This window comes from Methyloversatilis sp. (assembly GCF_030698125.1).
Classification (GTDB): domain Bacteria; phylum Pseudomonadota; class Gammaproteobacteria; order Burkholderiales; family Rhodocyclaceae; genus Methyloversatilis.
The window spans coordinates 92,792-109,981 of record NZ_JAUYNV010000025.1; the positions used below are offsets into that span (position 1 = coordinate 92,792).

Below are 17,190 nucleotides of genomic sequence, written 5' to 3' on the forward strand. Positions count from 1 at the left end.
GCCAGTCTGGACCGACGGAGTGTTCGATGCTTATTGACCGCCACGGATCATCGCTGCTGCTGATCGACATGCAGGAGCGACTGTTGCCCGCAATGGATGACGCCGGGCGTCTGCTCGACAATGTTGTGTGGATGGTGCGCATCGCCCAGCGCCTGTCGGTGCCGGTTTCGATCTGCGAGCAGAATCCGAAAGGTCTGGGCGCGACGGTGCAGGCACTGCGCGACCTCGTGCCGGCGCACGCCATTGTGCCCAAGATGAATTTTTCCTGCGTGACCGATGGCTGCCTGAACACGGCGGCCGAGCTGCAGCGGCCCCAGGTCGTGATCTGCGGCACCGAAGCGCATATCTGCGTACTGCAGAGCGCACTGGACCTGCAGTCCAGCGGCAAGCAGGTGTTTGTTGTCGCCGACTGCGTCGCGTCACGCGACCCGTCCAACCGCCTGGTCGCGCTCGATCGCATGCGTCAGCACGGCGTGATCGTGGTGTCGCGCGAGATGGTGGCGTTCGAATGGCTGGGCGCGGCAGGGTCGGACGAATTCCGCGAAATCAGCCGGACATTCCTGCGCTAGCCGCCACGGTGGCATGGCCGCAGAGCGCCATGCTTTGTTCCAGCTCGTCGCGCAACAGCCGCATGACGTGCGCGACGCCGAGCGCACCGTTGCCGGCCAGCCCCCAGATGCAAGGGCGCCCGATCAGCACTGCTCGTGCACCCGCCACCAGTGCGCGATGTACGTCACTGCCGCTGTCGATGCCGCTGTCCAGCAACACCGGCACACCCGGCCCCACGGCCGACACGATGGCCGGCAGCATCGACAGACTGGCCGGTGCGCCGGCCAGCACGCGCCCGCCGTGGTTGGACACGACAAGCCCGTCGCAGCCCCGTTGCACCGCACGTACCGCGTCGTCCGGATGCAGCACCCCCTTGAGCAGCAAAGGCAGCGACGTCCGGTCGCGCAGCCAGGCCAGGTCGTCCCAGGTCGGTGCCTGCGCCATCCATCCGTCGAACACCTGACTCTGGCCGTTGCCGATGGCGACCGGACGCACCGGTGCATCGAGATTGACCGCGCCCACCTGTGCCGGCAGCGCCAGCGCCGTCGGCTTGACCGGCGCATCGACCGTGAACACCAGCGCGCGGACGCCGGCAGCGATCGCGCGATCGAGCAGGCGGTGCGTCGCCTCGCGGCTGCCTTGCCAGTAAAGCTGGAACCAGGGCGCGCGCTCGGCGGCGCGGACAATGGCGTCGAACGGCTGGCTGGCCAGCGAGCTCATGACCATCTGTCCGTCCTGCGCATTCGCCGCCATCGCGCTCGCCTGTTCGCCGTCCGGGTGATACAGGCGCTGATAGGCGAGCGGGGCGAGCAGCATCGGATGGCCGAGCACCTCGCCGAACAGTTCGATGCGGGTATGGCCGCCGCGCACGTCGGTCAGCGGGCGCGGCGTCAGCGGCGCGGCATCGAACGCTGCGCGGTTGGCGCGCCCGCACGGCGTGTCGCGGCCGTCGTCGAGGTAGTGCCAGAGCTCGGGGTGCAGGCGCGTGCGCGCCAGTTCGCGATAGTCGGCGATGGAACGCGGCGCGGGCAGGGTCACGTTCAGGTGTCGCCCCATCGGCGCAGCAGGTTGTGATACACGCCGGTCAGCCTGACCATGGACGGCGTTTCACCGAGCTGCTGACGCAGCGTCAGCAATTCCATGTCGAGATCGAACAGCAGGCGCCGCTGTTCGGCGTCGCGCACCAGGCTCTGGATGAACATGAAGCAGCCGATGCGCTCGCCGCGCGTCACCGGCTGCACCTGATGCACCGACGATGACGGATAGATGACCAGACTGCCGGCCGGCAGCTTCACTTCATGACGCCCGTAGGTGTCTTCGATCACCAGCTCGCCGCCGTCGTAATCGGCCGGGTCGGACAGGAACAATGTGGCCGACACGTCGGCACGCACATAGCCACTCCCATCGGGCAGCGCGCGCATCGAATTGTCGATGTGCGCGCCGTAGCGGTCGGCGCCGTCGGCGTAGCGGTTGAAGCAGGGCGGCACGATGCGGTGCGGCAGCACCGCCGTGAAAAACAGCGGCGAGCGGTTCAGTGCCGTCAGTACGATGCGCCGCAACTCCGGCAGCAGCGGCGCATCTTCGGCGATCTGCTGGTTGTTCTTGACGGTGACGGCCTGCGTACCGGCGGTGGCTGCGCCGCTCGACCACCCGGCGCGCGCGAGCAGGGCGCGCAAGCGGGCGATTTCATCGTCAGGCAGCAGGTTTTCGATGGTCAGCAACATGAATGGGCAAGGGCGGAACGCGTGAGGGCGGATCCAGTAGGAATGGAACGACGCCCCAGCTTGCAGCCAGCCTGGGACGTCGTGATCTCAGAAAGAGTAGCGAATGCCTGCGAACACCAGCCTGGGCATGCCAACCTGGATGCCGCGGGTACGGTCGACGATATAAGTCTTGTCGCCGAGGTTTTTCGCCGTCAGGAAAACGCTGAAGGCCCGATCGAAGCGGTAGTTGAGGCTGGCATTCCAGATGGTGTAGGACGAGATTTCGCCACGCTGACCGTCAGCCGTAGGATTGGTCACGTTCGCAAAGTCTGAAAACTGGCTGCCGACGTACTGCGCTTCGAGCTCTCCGCGGAAAGGCCCCATTTCATAGCCGGCCGCAGCCGTCAGCGTGTTCCGCGGGGTGTAGGGCTGGCGCAGACCGGACTGGCTGCCTGCGATGACTGCCTGCGTTGCGACGTTTCTGAAAGGCGTGCTTTGCTCGGCGACCGGCAGCCAGGTATAGGCGACGCGTGTGAATGCACCGCCTGCCAACGCGGCCTGACCGGAGAATTCGACACCTTCGAACAACGCCTTTCCCTGGGACAGCGGCGTGTTGCCGCCAGCGATCGAACCCACTGCAATCAGATTGTCGAAATCAGACCTGAAATAGGCAGCCTGCAGCGAAATCTTGTCGGTCGGGCGCACGCGTGCTCCCAATTCGAAGTTGGTCGACTCTTCCGGATCTACCTCGGTCACTGTACCCGTGCCACCAATCAGATCTTCCACGCGCGGGGGGGCAAAGCCCTTGTGTGCGCCGGCGAAAACCGTAACTGCATCGGAGGGGTTCCAGGTGATGCCGATGCCCGGTGTCGTTTTGCTGACCCGCGTATCACCCGTGTCACCTGTCAGGCGGTTCCTGCGTTCAGCATCGATGTCCTCATGGCGAATGATGGGCGTGATGCTGAATTTGCCGATGTCGAAACGGTTCGAGACATAGGCGCTGAACGCTTTGGTTTCGCGCAGATTGTTTTCCGCCACCGTGCCGGTGCGTCCGGTCGGTGACGTTGCATTGATCTGGACCCTGCGCTGTTCTTCGTAATGCACGCGGACGCCGGCCTGGAATTCACCGAACTGATGCTCTACCGTCAGCCTGGGCTCGATGCCCCAGGTGTCGTATTCGCGCAGACGTCCCTGGATGGAGTTGCAGTTGTCCGGATTGACTGCGATACCCGCCAGGCGGCTATCGCGGAAACCTGTCCCACACTGCGCATCGGTGCTGTTGCTCGACTGTCTCCACCAGTCGCGATCGAAATGCGAATAGTACAAATTGGTGGTCAGCACGGCTTTCTCGGTGACGGCAATGGCATGCGTGGCGGAGAACCCATGCCGCCTGATGTCGAACCTGTCGTTCTTGAACGGGTTGTAGCGCGCGCCGAAGCGATCAAATTCAGCCTGGGTCAGACCGCTATAGGTCAACGTCGAGTTCTCGGTGTAATAGTTGCCGCGCAGCGTGAGCACCTGATCGCGGGTGAGGCTGATCATGTACTTGACGCTGAGGTCGTCGAGTTCGTGATCCAGGTTGTCGCGAGCGCCATTGCCCTGCTTGCGCGTGTAGTCAAGCAACAGTCCATGACCACCTATGTTGAACTTCGCATTGGCGTAGTCCCGATTGCCGATGGCGCCCTGGATGTAACCACGCACCTCTTGCGGCGGGGTGGGAGTGATGTAGTTCACCGTGCCGCCCACCGTCTGCGGACCGAACAACAGTGATCCCGGACCTTTCAGCACTTCGATGCGCTCGTAGCGGTCCACCATCGGGTGGTAGTAACTCGCGTTGTCACCGTAAGGCGCATAGGCCAGCGGCACGCCGTCCTCAAGCAAGGTGACCTTGGTAGAACGGGTCGGGTTGAGGCCCCGGATACCGATGTTCGGGCGCAGTCCGAAACCTTCCTCGTCCCTCACGTTTATCCCGGTGACGCGCCGCAGCGCTTCGTTCACCGTGAATACGCGGCTGCCTTCAAGTTCCTTGCTGTCGATGATCTGCCCGGTCCCGGCAAGGTCCGGCAGCCGATTGGCCGCTCCGATCACATCAACGCGAGGCATGAGTATCGTCGGGTTCTCGTTCGCGAAGGCGCAGGACGACAGGGCGGCAACGAGGGAGGCTGCGAGCGGAATCGGGCGGGGCAGATGCATCACGGGTTTGGCTCCATTAGGCAAGTGATGTGGGTCGCTGAACGAACAGCGTCAGGTGCGTAATGTAAACGTGTTGTAAATGGTTCTCAAGTAGATTTAAGGAAGTATTTTCATTTATCCAATGAGTTGAACCGTGTCCTGCACCAGCAGAAAACGCGGATTCAAGGCACGCGACGGGTGGGAACTGCCGGCCGGATGGCGGGCAATCAGGATTCGCTGCGTAGCGGGTGTCAGGGCCGAGGGAGGCCTGTGCGCTGCACCTGTATGGCGCGCAGGCTTACAGGTAGAGCACCGCGGGAAACACGGTCACGGCCAGCACGAACACCAGCCATTCGATGTTGTTGCGGGCCAGAAAACCGGTGAAGTGCAGGATGAGCACAGTGATTGCAACGATGTAATACAGGATGAACCACATCAGCCCGGGTCTCCGCAGGTGTCTGTCGTGTGGGTCGGACGCTCAGCGCTCGACATGACGAAGGGAAAGGTCGATCGCGCGTACGTTCTTGGTCAGCACGCCGATCGAAATGCGGTCCACACCGGTTTCCGCGATGGCACGCACCCGGTCCAGATCCACACCGCCGGATGCTTCGAGTTCGGCCCGGTCGTCATTGATCGCCACTGCCTCGCGCATCTGGTCGATGCTCATGTTGTCCAGCAGCACCATGGTGGCACCGGCGTCCAGTGCCTCACGCAGCTGCGCCAGTGTTTCCACCTCGATCTGGATGAAGGCGTTCGACGGCGCAATGCCGCGCGCCCGTGCAAGCACCGGGCGGATGCCGCCAGCCGCCATGATGTGGTTTTCCTTGATCAGGATGCCGTCATACAGCCCCATGCGGTGGTTCAGCCCGCCGCCGATGCGCACCGCGTACTTCTGCGCCAGTCGCAGGCCGGGCAGGGTCTTGCGCGTATCGACGATGCGCGCCGACGTACCCGAAATGGCATCGACGAAGCGCCGCGTCATCGTGGCGGTGGCCGACAGCAGCTGCACGAAATTCAGTGCAGCACGTTCGGCGGTCAGCAGCGCTCGCGTTTCCGACAGGATTTCGCACAGCTTCTGGTCCGGTGCAACCCATTCGCCTTCCGGTACATGCCAGGCGACGGTGGCTTTCGGATCGAGCGCGCGCAGGCAGGCTTCGAACCAGTCGCGGCCGCACAGCACCGCTTCCTCGCGCGCCGTCACCAGGCCCTGCGCAGCACGCCCGGGCGGAATCAGGCGCGCCGTCAGATCGCCTGTGCCGACATCCTCGGCGAGCGCCTGCGACACATTGCGCTGGATTTCGATGGACAGCTGTTCATTTTCCCGCATGGCAGTGACCGGTGGATCGAAGCGGCGGATTCTAGCATCGCGCCCGTGCGCGCCATGCGGCGGCAGTCACACCGGACACGTTCAGCGTCGGTGCGCCAGCCACGCACTCAGCAAGCCGCTCGCCACGATGATGGCCGCACCGCCGATGGCACTTACGCCCGGCAGGTCACCGAACACCAGCCAGCCCATCAGCGTCGCCCAGACCAGTTGTACATAAATCAGCGGGCTCAGCGTCGACGCCGGCGCGAAGGCCATCGCGCGGATCAGCAGGAAGTGGCCGGCCATGCCGGACACGCCCAGCGAAAGCACGAGCAGGGTGTCCTGCCAGCTCGGGATGTCACTGTGTGCAGCCGCCGGCAGCGCAACGGAGGAGATCCCGGCGCCGATCAGCGCGGTGTAGAACAAGGTGGTCAGCGGTCGCTCGGTCGGCGCCAGCGTGCGCGTCGCCAGCTGGTACAGCGCGTACAGCAGCGAGCCGGCCAGCAGCATCAGCACCGGCCCCAGCGGCAGGTCGCCGTCCGGGCGGGCGATCAGCAGCACGCCGGAAAAGCCGAACAGCGCAAGCAGCCAGTGCGCCCCGGTCACCCGCTCGCCCAGCACCGGACCGGCCAGCAGCGTGACGATGAGCGGCGTGATGAAGAACAGCGACGTGCCTTCGGCCATCGGAATCGTGCGCAGGCCACCCATGATCAGGAAAGACACGCCGGCCAGCAGCGCCGCGCGCACGATCTGCAGCCGCCAGCGCGCAGTGACCACGAGGTCGCGCCCCATGCGCGGGTACAGCACGGCGCCCAGCACGATGGCCGGCACCAGATAGCGCGCCCAGACCAGTACGCCGACCGGATAGCGTTGAGACAGGTATTTGCCCGTCGTATCCAGTACGGCGAAGCAGAACAGGGCCGCCAGCATCAGCATCACGCCGATCAGCGGCTGCGAGCGGTCAGAGCGGGATATGGCTGACTTCCTGCAGATCGGTGCCGGCGATCAGCGCATTGAACGCGGCGCGCGCCGATTCGATCACCTCGCCGGCAGTCAGGCCATTCGGCCCCTTGCCAAGTGCGACCAGCCGGTCGCCTGCCAGACCGTGCAGATGCACACCGCCGATCAGCGCCAGATCGGCCGGCCAGCCCTGCGCCAGCAGACCGGCGATCAGCCCGGTCAGCACATCGCCCATGCCGGCCGACGCCATGCCCGGATTGCCGGTGGTATTGATGAACCAGCGCCCGTCGGCCAGTGCGATCACGCTGCCGCAGCCCTTGAGCACGGTGGCGGCACGATAGCGGCGGGCAATCGCGCAGGCCGAGGCGATGCGGTCTTCCTGCACCTGCGGCGTCGTGCTGCCGAGCAGGCGCGCCGCCTCGGTCGGGTGCGGCGTCAGCAGCGAAGGTGCGCTGCGGTCATGCACCGCCTGCGCAAGATCCGGGTGCTGCGACAGCAGGTTCAGCGCATCGGCATCGAGCACCAGCGTGGCGGTGGTCGCAATCGCCTCGCGCATCAGTTCAAGCGCCGCCGGGCTCTGACCCAGACCCGGGCCGATGGCAACACAGGTCGCCAGGTCGCCGGTCAGGATTTCGCCCGGCGAGCGGATCATCAATTCAGGCTGTTCCGGGTCCAGCGGCAGCGCGGCGTGGTCGAGCATGCCGACATAGACGCGGCCGGCGCCAACCTTCAACGCCGCGCGCCCGGCCAGCAGCGCCGCACCCGCCATGCCGCGCGCACCGCCGATCAGCACGGCATTGCCATTGCTACCCTTGTGGCTGTTGCGCGCCCGTGGCCGCAACAGGTGGTCGAACAACGCCCGGCCGACCTGCCAGCCGGACGGCCGGGCGACCACTGCGCAATCCAGACCCAGATCGTGCAGCGACAGCTCACCGCAGTGGTCCGGCCCGTCCAGCGTCAACAGGCCCGGTTTGAGCGCAATCATCGTCGCCGTATGCGAAGCACGGATGGCGCGGCCGAGCACGCGGCCGGTGTCGGCGTTCAATCCGCTCGGCACGTCGATGGCCAGCACCGGGCAATCCATGTCATTGACCGCGTCGATCCAGGCCGCATGTTCGCCTTCGACCGGCCGGGTCAGGCCGATGCCGTACAGCGCATCGACCACCAGCGAATACTCGCCCTGTGGCAGGCGCGGCAGCGTGACACCGCCGATGGCGCGCCAGGACGCCCAGGCTGAAACGGCGTCGGTGGCTTGCGGATGTTCGTCACCGATATAGGCCACGACCACGTCGAAACCGGTCTGGCGCAGCTGGCGGGCGATCACGAAGCCGTCGCCGCCGTTGTTGCCCGGCCCGCACATGACCAGTACGCGACCGTGCCGACCACCCATGATTTCCATCGCCTTGGCCGCCCCGGTTGCGCCGGCGCGCTCCATCAGGCGCGGCGAGCTGCGCGGTGCGTAGTGTCGCTCGATGCGCCGCAGCGCCTCTGCGCTGTAGAGCGCAGGCAGCGAGGCGGTGTTCAGGGCGTTCGGGCTGGCTGACATTGGGGTTCCGGGAAGCGTGTATCGACGCGCGACAGATCGTGCGAGCGCTGCATTTTAGGCCCTGCCGCGCCGGCGTGCCGAGGCATGCGGCACTTCCAGCACGCGGTCGGCGGCGGCGACGAAGCAACGAACACCGGCGGCAGGCTCCAGCGACATGTGTCCGGTGAAGCTGCCGAACGCCGGCAGCAGCCCGACGTCCGGGCCGAAAACGAAGCAGGGCAGGCGCAGTCGGTCACCGCCCGCCTCGACGCGCAACGCCGGATGGACGTGGCCAGCCAGCACGTAGTGGCCCGGTCGCGCGTCCGGGTGATGGCACAACGCGAAAGGCGCCATCAGCCACGGTTCGTCGACCACGGTCAGCCCCAGTTCGGCCGGCACCCCGGCGTGAACATCATGGTTGCCGCGCACCAGCACCCACTCCACCCCGGGCGCGCGCAGCCCGGCCAGCGTCGCCATCAACGCCGGCTGGCGTGCTTCGCGCGCATGCAGCAGGTCGCCGAGAAACACCACGCGGGCGGCGCCGGTGCGCTCGAGCAGCGCGGCCAGCCGGTCCATCGTATCGTCGCTGGTACCTGAGGGCACAGCCACGCCGCGCGCCCGGAAGGTGAGGCCCTTGCCGAAATGCGCGTCGGCAATCAGCAGGGTGGACTGCGCCGGCCACCACAGCGCACGTTCGGCGAGCAACGTCAGCGATTCGCCGGCAATATCGATCTGCAGCATGGCGTCAGGGTCCGGCCGCTTTTTCCAGCAACGCCACCATGCGCGCCACACGGTCCGACAACTGTTCGCTCGACAGCCGCTCGCGCAGTCGCGCCACCAGCAGCGGAAAGGCAAACGGCGTCATCGACGGCGGGCGCGTGATGCAGTGCCGGGCGGCGCGCATCGAGGCCAGCGTGCCGGCGATGCGTTCGGCATCCAGTTCCTCGCGCTGTGCCTCCTGCCTCGCCTGCTGCAACAGCAGGTTGTCCGGGTCGTGGCGCGAAAAAACGTCGAACAACAAGTCACTGCTGACCTGCAACTGGCGAGCGCTCTTGCCCTGCCCGGGGTAGCCCTGGAAGGTCAGGCCGGCCACCCGGGCGACTTCGCGAAAGCGGCGTCGCGCGAGCTGGGCCGCGTTCAGGCAGTGTTCGATGTCGGCATCCAGCGTGTCGCCCGACAGCAGTCCGTCCGCGATTTCCTGTGACCAGTCGACCGGCGCGGCTGACATCAGCTCGAAGCCGTAGTCGTTGAACGAGAGCGAAAAGGTGATCGGCCGGTTGCGTGAAATGCGGCCGGCCAGCAGCGTGGCCAGCCCCGCATGCACCGGCCGGCCGGCAAACGGGAAGAAGAAGGCGTGATGCCCTTCGCGCGACTGCATGACTTCGATCAGCAGGTCACCCGAGTCCGGCAGCGCCGACCAGCCACGCTGCAGGTCGAGCAGCGGACGCAGCGCCTGCATTTCCGGCTCCGGATAATCACCCCGGGCGGCGAGCGCGATCAGCGTGCGGATTTCATGCGCCAGTTCGTTGGACAGCGGCATGCGCCCGCCATCCCAGCGCGGCACCGTGCCGCGCGCCGCATTGCCGGCGCGTACCAGCGCCTGCATGTCGCGCACCGCCACCAGTTCGAGCACGCGGCCGGCAAACAGGAAACAGTCGCCCGGCTTCAGGCGGCCGATGAAGGGTTCCTCGACCTGGCCGAGTCGGCCGCCCGCCAGCGCCGCAGCACCGGACGCGGGGACGCTCTGACCGCCGTTTTGTCCGGCGCTTTTTCCTCTGCTCTTTCCACCGCTCTTTCCACCGCTCTTTCCACCCCTCGCCCAGCGCACCTCCACCGCCGAATCGGCGGTGATGGTGCCGATCTGCATGCGGTGGCGACGGGCAATGTCGGCGCGCGGCACGCGGTGGCGGCCGTCGGCATCGCGTTCGACCTTGCGGTAATCCGGATAGGCAGCGAGCGAGGCACCGCCGCGGGTGACGAAATCCATCGCCCAGTCCCAGGTGCGGTCATCCAGTGCACGGTAGGCATGGGTGGTGCGGATTTCCGACTTCAGTGCATCGGCATCGAAACCGCCGGCCAGCGCCAGCGTCACCAGGTGCTGCACCAGCACGTCGACCGGCGCCTCCGGGCTGTAGCGCGGTTCGATGCGACCGGCCGCGACCGCGCGGCGCGCGGCGGCCGAATCGATCAGTTCCAGGCCGTGCCCGGGCACGCAGGTCGCGTGCGGCGTGCGCCCCGGCGCGTGACCCGAGCGGCCGGCGCGCTGCATCAGCCGCGCGACACCCTTCGGCGAGCCCAGCTGCAGCACGCGCTCCACCGGCAGGAAGTCCACCCCCAGATCGAGGCTGGAGGTGCACACCACGGCGCGCAGCGTGCCGTTCTTCAGCCCGGCTTCGACCCACTCGCGCACGTCGCGCGACAGCGAGCCGTGATGCAGCGCGATCAGTCCCGCCCAGTCCGGGCGCGCTGCCAGCAACGCCTGGTACCACAGCTCGGCCTGCGACCGCGTGTTTGTGAACAGCAAGGTCGACGGGCTGGCGTCCAGTTCGGTCAACACCGCATCGAGCAGCTTCACGCCCAGATGGCCGGCCCACGGAAAGCGTTCGGTGCGCGCCGGAATCAGGCTGTCGAGCTTCACCGGCCGTACGATTTCGCCGGCCACCCGAGCGCCGCCCGGACCGCACAGCACCTGCATCGCATGGTCCGGATTACCCAATGTGGCCGACAGGCCCCACACCGGCAGCGCAGGATTCCACTGGCGCAGCCGGGCCAGCGCCAGTTGCGCCTGCACACCGCGCTTGTTGGCGATCAGTTCATGCCATTCATCGACCACCACGGCGCACAACCCGCCCAGCTGTTCGCGCGCTGCGTCGTGCGACAGCATGAGCGTGAGGCTTTCAGGCGTGGTGACCAGTGCCTGAGGCAGCGCCTTTGTCTGGCGGGCACGTTCGGCCGAGCCGGTGTCGCCGGTGCGCAGCCCGACGTCCCAGTCCAGACCGAACACGCGCGCCGACTCGCCCAGCGTCAGCGCGGTGTCCGCGGCCAGTGCGCGCATCGGGGTGATCCACAGCACGCGCAGCCCCGGGGCGGGCTGGGCCGCGGCCCGCAGCAGCGCCCCGAGCCACACCGCCAGGGTCTTGCCCGATCCGGTGCCGGCATGCAGCAGTCCGCTGCGGCCCTGCTGCAGATGTGCCCACACCGTGCGCTGGAAATCGAACACGCGCCAGCCGCGTTCGGCGTACAGACCGTCGATGCGCGCCTGCAGCGCGGCGACGTCAGGCAGCGCCCCAGCGGCGCGGCGGGCGCGCCGGGTCGGTCGTGCCGGTACGGGTTCCGCCTGCTCGCGGAGCTTCTTCGCCCGCGCGGCGCGCAGCTGCCGGCCGAGCGAGGACGACGCGACGATGCGCCGGATGTCGGCGCGCGTCGGTTCGTCGGACGCATCGTTGGGCGGAATGCTGGGCAAATCGCCAGGTGAATCGTCGGAGCCGGACATCAGCGGTGCGTGCGCATTGAGGACAGCGCTCAGACTATCGAGCGCCGCGACGGTTCGCCTGCCTATGCGCCCGGACACTCACACCCTCTCCCGCTGAAGCGGGAGAGGGAAAGGCGCATGGCAGGAGCGGTCTGCGTGCGGGTCGTGGTTCATACCCTCTCCCGCCTCAGCGGGAGAGGGTGGCGCGCAGCGCCGGGTGAGGGGGCAGCGGACGCACCAGTTCGCGATGACGGAAGCAATCGACCATATGGTCGTTCACGACGCCAACCGACTGCATCCAGGCATACACGATGGTGCTGCCGACGAAGCGGAAGCCACGCTGGGCAAGCCGCTTCGACAGCTGGTCAGACAGGTCGGTCGTGGAAGGGCAGTCGGCCGGACGACGCCAGTGGTTGATCAGCGGCTGACCGTCCACCTGTTCCCACAGCAAGCCGGCCAGCGTTTCGCCGCGTTCGTGCAGCGCAAGCAGGGCGCGCGCGTTGCCGATGGTGGCGTCGATCTTCAGCCGGTTGCGCACGATGCCGGCGTCGGCCATCAGACGCGCGCGGTCTTCGTCGCCGTAGCGCGCGATGCGTTCGGCGTCGAAGTTTTCGAAGGCGCGCCGATAGCCTTCGCGCTTGCGCAGTATCGTGATCCAGGCCAGACCGGCCTGCGCCCCCTCGAGAATGAGCCGTTCGAACAGCGCCGCCTCATCGCGCACCGGCACGCCCCATTCGGTGTCGTGATAGGCGACGTACAGCGGGTCCTGCCCGCACCAGCTGCAGCGGACGTGCAGCGCGCTCACGACGGACGCAGATCCAGTTCGCCGTTGAACAGCGAACTGTCCTCCGGATCGCGGTTGATGTGGAAGCCCAGGCTCTGCACGAAACGCAGCATGCGTTCGTTGTTGGCGAGAAATACGCCTTCCATGACCTTGAGCCCGCGTTCGCGCGCCGCTTCGATCAGCAGGTTCATCATCGTGCGGGCCAGCCCCTGACGCTGCCAGGCATCGGCGACGACGATGGCGAATTCGCACGATTCGCCGTCCGGATTGACCACATAGCGACAGACGCCGATCTGCTCTTCGCTGTCGCCATCACCGGTGATGGCCACCAGCGCCATTTCGCGGTCATAGTCGATCTGCGTCAGGCGGGCCAGAAGAGGGCCCGGCAACTCCTTGATCGTGCTCATGAATCTGAGATAGCGGGTTTCCGGCGACAGGGCGCGCACGAAGTCGGCTTCGCGGTCGGAATCTTCCGGCCGGATCGGACGGATGATGGTGCGTGCGCCGTTGGGCAGGTTCACCACGTGTTCGAGCCGCGCCGGATACGGATGGATCGCCATGTGCGAGTAGGGCGTCGCGGTCGGCAACACGTCCGCGAGAATGATGCGCGCATCCACCGCCACGCAGCCGCTCTCATCAACCAGCAGCGGGTTGATGTCCATCTCGCGTATCCACGGTAGCTCGCACACCATTTCGGACACGCGGATCAGCACCCGTTCGAGCGCGTCCATGTCGATCGCCGGCATGCCGCGGAACTCGCCCAGCATGGCCGACACGCGGGTACGCTGGATGGCATCGCGCGCCAGTTCGACATTGATCGGCGGCAGCGTGACCGCGCGGTCGCGCAGCACCTCGATGCGGGTGCCGCCGTGGCCGAAGCTGATGACCGGCCCGAACACATCATCGTGCAGTACGCCGACGAACAGCTCGCGTGCATTGGGCTTGGTCACCATGGGTTCGATCGACACGCCGGTCAGCCGGGCATCGGGCTTGCGCCGGCCGACTTCGGCCATCAGTTCCTGCCAGCAGTCGCGCACTGCGCGCAGGTTGTCGACATGCAGCCGCACGCCGCCGACATCGCTCTTGTGCGTGATGTCGGGCGAATCGATCTTCATGGCGACCGGCAGGCCCATTTCTTCGGCGTACACCATGGCTTCGGTTGCGCTGCGCGCGACCACGGTCTGTGCGATCGGAATGCGGAACGCGGCCAGCAGCGCCTTCGATTCCATTTCGGTCAGCACGGTGCGCCGCTCCGACAGCGCCGTCTCGATCACCAGACGCGCCGATTCGACCGACGGCGGGTCGAGGTCCTGCGCCAGCGAGGCGGGTGCGTGGCGCAGCAGCTGCTGGTTCTGGTAGTAGGACGATATATGGTGGAACAGTTCGACCGCCGGCTCGGGCGAGCGGAAGGTCGGCAGGCGCGCCGCCTCGAACAGCGCACGCGCGGCACGCACCTGTTCGCCCCCCATCCAGCAGGTCATCAGCGGCTTTTGCGCGGTGGCAGCGATGGCGATGACGGTTTCCGCCACGGCAGTTGGCTGCGTCATCGCCTGCGGTGTCAGCAACGTCAGTACGCCATCCACGCCCGGATCCGCCAGCACAGCCTTCAGTGCCGCGCCGTATCGCGCGGCATCGGCATCGCCGATCACGTCGATCGGGTTGGCGTGCGACCAGGTCGGGGGCAGTGCACCATTGAGCGCCGCCATCGTTTCAGGCGACAGGGTGGCCAGCTCGATACCCAGATCGGCCGCCCGGTCAGCCGCCATGACGCCCGGCCCGCCACCGTTGGTCACCACGGCGAGGCGTTTGCCTGATGGCTTGAAGCCAGTAAACAGTGCATTCGCAGCCGAAAACATCTGGCCCATGTTCGCAAGGCGCACCACGCCGGCACGGCACAGTGCCGCGTCGAACACATCGTCCGACCCGACCATGGCACCGGTGTGCGACGCCACCGCCCTGGTACCCGCCGGATGACGCCCGACCTTGATCGCCAGCACCGGCTTGACCCGCGCAGCGGCGCGTACCGCACTCATGAAGCGGCGCGCGTCGCGGATGCCTTCGATGTACATGAAGATGCTTTCGGTACGCGGGTCGGCAATCATGTAGTCGAGGATTTCGCCGAAGTCGAGATCGATCGACGCACCCAGCGATACCACAGTCGAAAAACCGACACCGTTCGTCTGTGCCCAGTCGAGCAGGGCAGTGCAGATGGCACCGGACTGCGAAATGAGTCCGATGCTGCCCGGGATGCCTGCGGCGCGAGCAAAGGTGGCATTCAGGCCGATCGCCGGGCGCATCAGGCCGAGGCAATTCGGGCCGATCATGCGCACGCCGCCGCGCTTGGCCGCGATGCGGGTGCGCCGCTCGAGTTCGGCACCCGCCGGACCGCTTTCGGCGAAGCCGGAACTGATGACGATCGCCGACTTGATGCCGGCCCGGCCGCATTCATCGATCAAGCCCGGCACCGTGGCAGCCGGCGTGCAGATCACCGCCAGATCGGGCCGCTTGCGCAGGTCATCGAGGCGCGCGACACAAGGCACACCCTGGACGGAATCGTGTTTGGGATTGATGGCGTGCAACGCGCCGTTGTAGCGCGCGTCGAGCATGTTGCGGATCAGGACCGCGCCGATCGAATCGTGCCGCTCGCTGGCGCCGACGATGGCGACCGACTGCGGTTCGAACATGGACTTCAGATAGTGCTCGTACTGCATGGGGACTCCCGTGGCGCTGCGACGTCGTCAGCGGTGGTGGCGGTGGTTGCCAGCCTTGCTGCTGCCGTACGCGGTGATGCCTGGCACCTTGATCTCAGTATATTGCATCGCAACACAAGTTCCGCCCGTGGAAAACAACAATCTTTGTCAATCAGATATAAACGACAGTTAATTATGGACTTGAGCGGACTTGATAAAGTTAAATCTAGAAAAAAATAAATGTGCAATCGCAATATAAACTCAATGACACCCCGCTCAGCCAGCCGGATCGGGCAAGGTGAAATAGAAGCTCGCCCCTTTGCCGGGGGTGCCTTCGGCCCAGATGCGACCGCCATGGCGGTGCACGATACGCTGCACGGTCGCCAGTCCGATACCGGTGCCACTGTTATCGGCCTGATCGTGCAGCCGGTTGAACGGGCGGAACAACTGCGACACGTGGGCCATGTCGAAGCCGGCGCCGTTGTCACGTACGTGGAACACGACTTCGCGATTGCGCAGCCGGGCGTCGAACTCGATCTCGGCCGGCGCGCACGCGGCGGTGAAGGCCCACGCGTTGCGGAGCAGGTGTTCGAGCATGACGCGCGCGAGCATCGGGTCGACGCGCGCCATCAGGTGCAGGCCGATCGACACACGGGCTTCGCGTTCGGGCGCCTCCGCGTGCAGCTCGCGCGCGATGGTGCGAGCAATGGCCGACAGATCGACCACGACCCGGCTGATTGGCGCCCGGGTCAGGCGACCCAGTTCGATCAGGTCGTCGATCAGGGCGGACAGCTTCTGTGACGCCGCACGGATGCGTCCGAGATGGCTGTGCGCCATCTTGTCGAGCTGGTCGCCATAGTCCTCGATGATGATCTGCGAAAAGCCGTCGATGGCGCGCAGCGGATTGCGCAGGTCGTGCGACACCGAATACGAGAAGGCTTCCAGTTCCCGATTCGACGCTTCGAGTTCAGCGGTGCGCCGCTTCACGCGTCGCTCCAGTTCGGCATTCATGTCGTACAGCGTTGATTCGGCTTGCTTGCGCTGCGTGATGTCCTCGATGCTGCCGGACAGACTTTCCAGGCCGCCGCTGCCGTCGAAGCGCGCACTGATCGCGATTTCGAGCCAGCGCGCCGGCTGGCCGGCGGTGTGGGTGCGGACCTCGACCTGCATCGAATCGCGGCGACCGTCGAGCAGCGGTTCCAGCCTGGCCAGCAGATAGCGCGCTTCGTCCTTCGACAGCCAGCGGAGCACGCGCTGGCCGATGGCCTGCGACACCGGCTGGCCGGTCAGGTCTTCCCAGGCGCGGTTCAGATAGGTGAAACGGCCCCGGGCATCGATGCGGAAAATGACTTCGCGCAGGTGATTCACCATTTCGCGATGCCGCGTCTCCAGCTCGCGCAGCGCGCGTGTCGACTGCACGAAGGCACTTTCGTCGCGCCCGGTGCCGCGGTAGCCGCAGAATTCGCCTTTCGCATCGGTCACCGGCCGGCCGCGCAGGTCGATGTGGCGTACGCTGCTGTCAGAAAGCCGCAGCACCAGATGCAGCTGCATGGGCTGACGCGACTGGATCATGCGATGGCACTCTTCCCAGTCACCGTGCACCGGCGACAGCGCATCAACCTTCCAGAACTGAAGGCCATTCACCGCGACGATGTCCAGTGCATTGCCCAGCACCGGACGGGTCTGGGACACCCGAAGTCTCATTTCGGAATCGGTTTCCCAGTGCCAGTCTGCCGCCAGATCGGCGAAATCCTGCTGGCGCAGGTTCTCGTTGCCCTGGGCGGCCAGTCGCTCGGCCGCAACGCTCAATTGTCGTGTCGCTGCCGCACCGATGCCACAGGCAATCAGGAACACGACGAGACCGATCGGCACCGACACGCTGGCCGCAACGGCGCCGGCCAGAAGGGCCAGAGGCAGCGCGCGCCAGAGAAAGAAGCCGCTCGCTGCCATCGGAGATGCCGGCATATTCGCAGTGCGAAACATTATTTTCCTTGAAGTGCCTCGGATGATAATGCCGCCCCGACCACCC

At 66.2% G+C, this 17,190-nt stretch carries 13 protein-coding genes; 1 reads left to right on the top strand and 12 read right to left on the bottom strand.

Annotation, left to right across the window (positions count from 1 at the left end; all coding sequences use genetic code 11):
* Positions 1–26: 26 nt before the first annotated feature.
* Entirely contained in the window at positions 27–569 is a 543-nt protein-coding gene (locus Q8Q80_RS10180) for a hydrolase (RefSeq protein ID WP_305632805.1), read from the top strand.
* Here the strand turns inward: Q8Q80_RS10180 and Q8Q80_RS10185 are convergent.
* From Q8Q80_RS10185 to Q8Q80_RS10240, 12 genes are all read right to left on the bottom strand, one after another.
* On the bottom strand, positions 547–1,605 hold the full coding sequence (locus Q8Q80_RS10185; protein ID WP_305632806.1) for an alpha-hydroxy acid oxidase: 1,059 nt from the start codon (positions 1,603–1,605) through the stop codon (positions 547–549). The two genes, Q8Q80_RS10180 and Q8Q80_RS10185, sit on opposite strands and share 23 nt — an antisense overlap.
* A complete protein-coding gene (locus Q8Q80_RS10190) occupies positions 1,590–2,273 on the bottom strand; it encodes a Fe2+-dependent dioxygenase (protein WP_305632807.1) in 684 nt (227 codons plus the stop codon). Before Q8Q80_RS10190 ends, Q8Q80_RS10185 begins: the two co-directional genes overlap by 16 nt.
* Positions 2,274–2,360: 87 nt before the next feature.
* On the bottom strand, positions 2,361–4,445 hold the full coding sequence (locus Q8Q80_RS10195; protein ID WP_305633045.1) for a TonB-dependent receptor domain-containing protein: 2,085 nt from the start codon (positions 4,443–4,445) through the stop codon (positions 2,361–2,363).
* 277 nt (positions 4,446–4,722) lie between these two features.
* The gene (locus Q8Q80_RS10200; RefSeq protein WP_190295037.1) at positions 4,723–4,860 is read right to left on the bottom strand and encodes a hypothetical protein; all 138 of its coding nucleotides are present in this window, start codon (positions 4,858–4,860) and stop codon (positions 4,723–4,725) included.
* 42 nt (positions 4,861–4,902) lie between these two features.
* Complete coding sequence (gene nadC / locus Q8Q80_RS10205; protein ID WP_257078496.1) at positions 4,903–5,751, bottom strand: carboxylating nicotinate-nucleotide diphosphorylase; 849 nt, start codon at positions 5,749–5,751, stop codon at positions 4,903–4,905.
* Between the two features lie 81 nt (positions 5,752–5,832).
* Entirely contained in the window at positions 5,833–6,666 is an 834-nt protein-coding gene (locus Q8Q80_RS10210) for a DMT family transporter (protein ID WP_305632808.1), read from the bottom strand.
* Between the two features lie 25 nt (positions 6,667–6,691).
* A complete protein-coding gene (locus Q8Q80_RS10215) occupies positions 6,692–8,236 on the bottom strand; it encodes an NAD(P)H-hydrate dehydratase (protein ID WP_305632809.1) in 1,545 nt (514 codons plus the stop codon).
* A 54-nt stretch (positions 8,237–8,290) separates the two neighbouring features.
* A complete protein-coding gene (gene pdeM / locus Q8Q80_RS10220; protein WP_305632810.1) occupies positions 8,291–8,956 on the bottom strand; it encodes a ligase-associated DNA damage response endonuclease PdeM in 666 nt (221 codons plus the stop codon).
* Positions 8,957–8,960: 4 nt separating this feature from the next.
* Complete coding sequence (locus Q8Q80_RS10225; RefSeq protein ID WP_305632811.1) at positions 8,961–11,708, bottom strand: ligase-associated DNA damage response DEXH box helicase; 2,748 nt, start codon at positions 11,706–11,708, stop codon at positions 8,961–8,963.
* 166 nt (positions 11,709–11,874) lie between these two features.
* Positions 11,875–12,492 (bottom strand): DNA-3-methyladenine glycosylase I, encoded by a 618-nt coding sequence (locus Q8Q80_RS10230; RefSeq protein ID WP_305632812.1) that lies wholly within the window; start codon positions 12,490–12,492, stop codon positions 11,875–11,877.
* Positions 12,489–15,182 carry a GNAT family N-acetyltransferase gene (locus Q8Q80_RS10235; protein ID WP_305632813.1) on the bottom strand — a complete coding sequence of 898 codons (2,694 nt, stop codon included), beginning with the start codon at positions 15,180–15,182 and terminating at the stop codon, positions 12,489–12,491. The genes Q8Q80_RS10230 and Q8Q80_RS10235 overlap by 4 nt, the downstream gene beginning before the upstream one ends.
* Positions 15,183–15,437: 255 nt before the next feature.
* On the bottom strand, positions 15,438–17,111 hold the full coding sequence (locus Q8Q80_RS10240; protein WP_305632814.1) for an ATP-binding protein: 1,674 nt from the start codon (positions 17,109–17,111) through the stop codon (positions 15,438–15,440).
* Between the last annotated feature and the right edge of the window lie 79 nt (positions 17,112–17,190).

Coding starts and splice junctions, on each gene's coding strand:
- Q8Q80_RS10210 (WP_305632808.1), bottom strand. CDS start 6,666: ATGCTGATGCTGGCGGCCCTGTTCTGCTTCGCCGTACTGGATACGACG.
- Q8Q80_RS10180 (WP_305632805.1), top strand. CDS start 27: ATGCTTATTGACCGCCACGGATCATCGCTGCTGCTGATCGACATGCAG.
- Q8Q80_RS10235 (WP_305632813.1), bottom strand. CDS start 15,182: ATGCAGTACGAGCACTATCTGAAGTCCATGTTCGAACCGCAGTCGGTC.
- nadC (WP_257078496.1), bottom strand. CDS start 5,751: ATGCGGGAAAATGAACAGCTGTCCATCGAAATCCAGCGCAATGTGTCG.
- Q8Q80_RS10240 (WP_305632814.1), bottom strand. CDS start 17,111: ATGGCAGCGAGCGGCTTCTTTCTCTGGCGCGCGCTGCCTCTGGCCCTT.
- Q8Q80_RS10195 (WP_305633045.1), bottom strand. CDS start 4,445: ATGCATCTGCCCCGCCCGATTCCGCTCGCAGCCTCCCTCGTTGCCGCC.
- Q8Q80_RS10185 (WP_305632806.1), bottom strand. CDS start 1,605: ATGGGGCGACACCTGAACGTGACCCTGCCCGCGCCGCGTTCCATCGCC.
- Q8Q80_RS10215 (WP_305632809.1), bottom strand. CDS start 8,236: ATGTCAGCCAGCCCGAACGCCCTGAACACCGCCTCGCTGCCTGCGCTC.
- Q8Q80_RS10225 (WP_305632811.1), bottom strand. CDS start 11,708: ATGTCCGGCTCCGACGATTCACCTGGCGATTTGCCCAGCATTCCGCCC.
- Q8Q80_RS10200 (WP_190295037.1), bottom strand. CDS start 4,860: ATGTGGTTCATCCTGTATTACATCGTTGCAATCACTGTGCTCATCCTG.
- pdeM (WP_305632810.1), bottom strand. CDS start 8,956: ATGCTGCAGATCGATATTGCCGGCGAATCGCTGACGTTGCTCGCCGAA.
- Q8Q80_RS10190 (WP_305632807.1), bottom strand. CDS start 2,273: ATGTTGCTGACCATCGAAAACCTGCTGCCTGACGATGAAATCGCCCGC.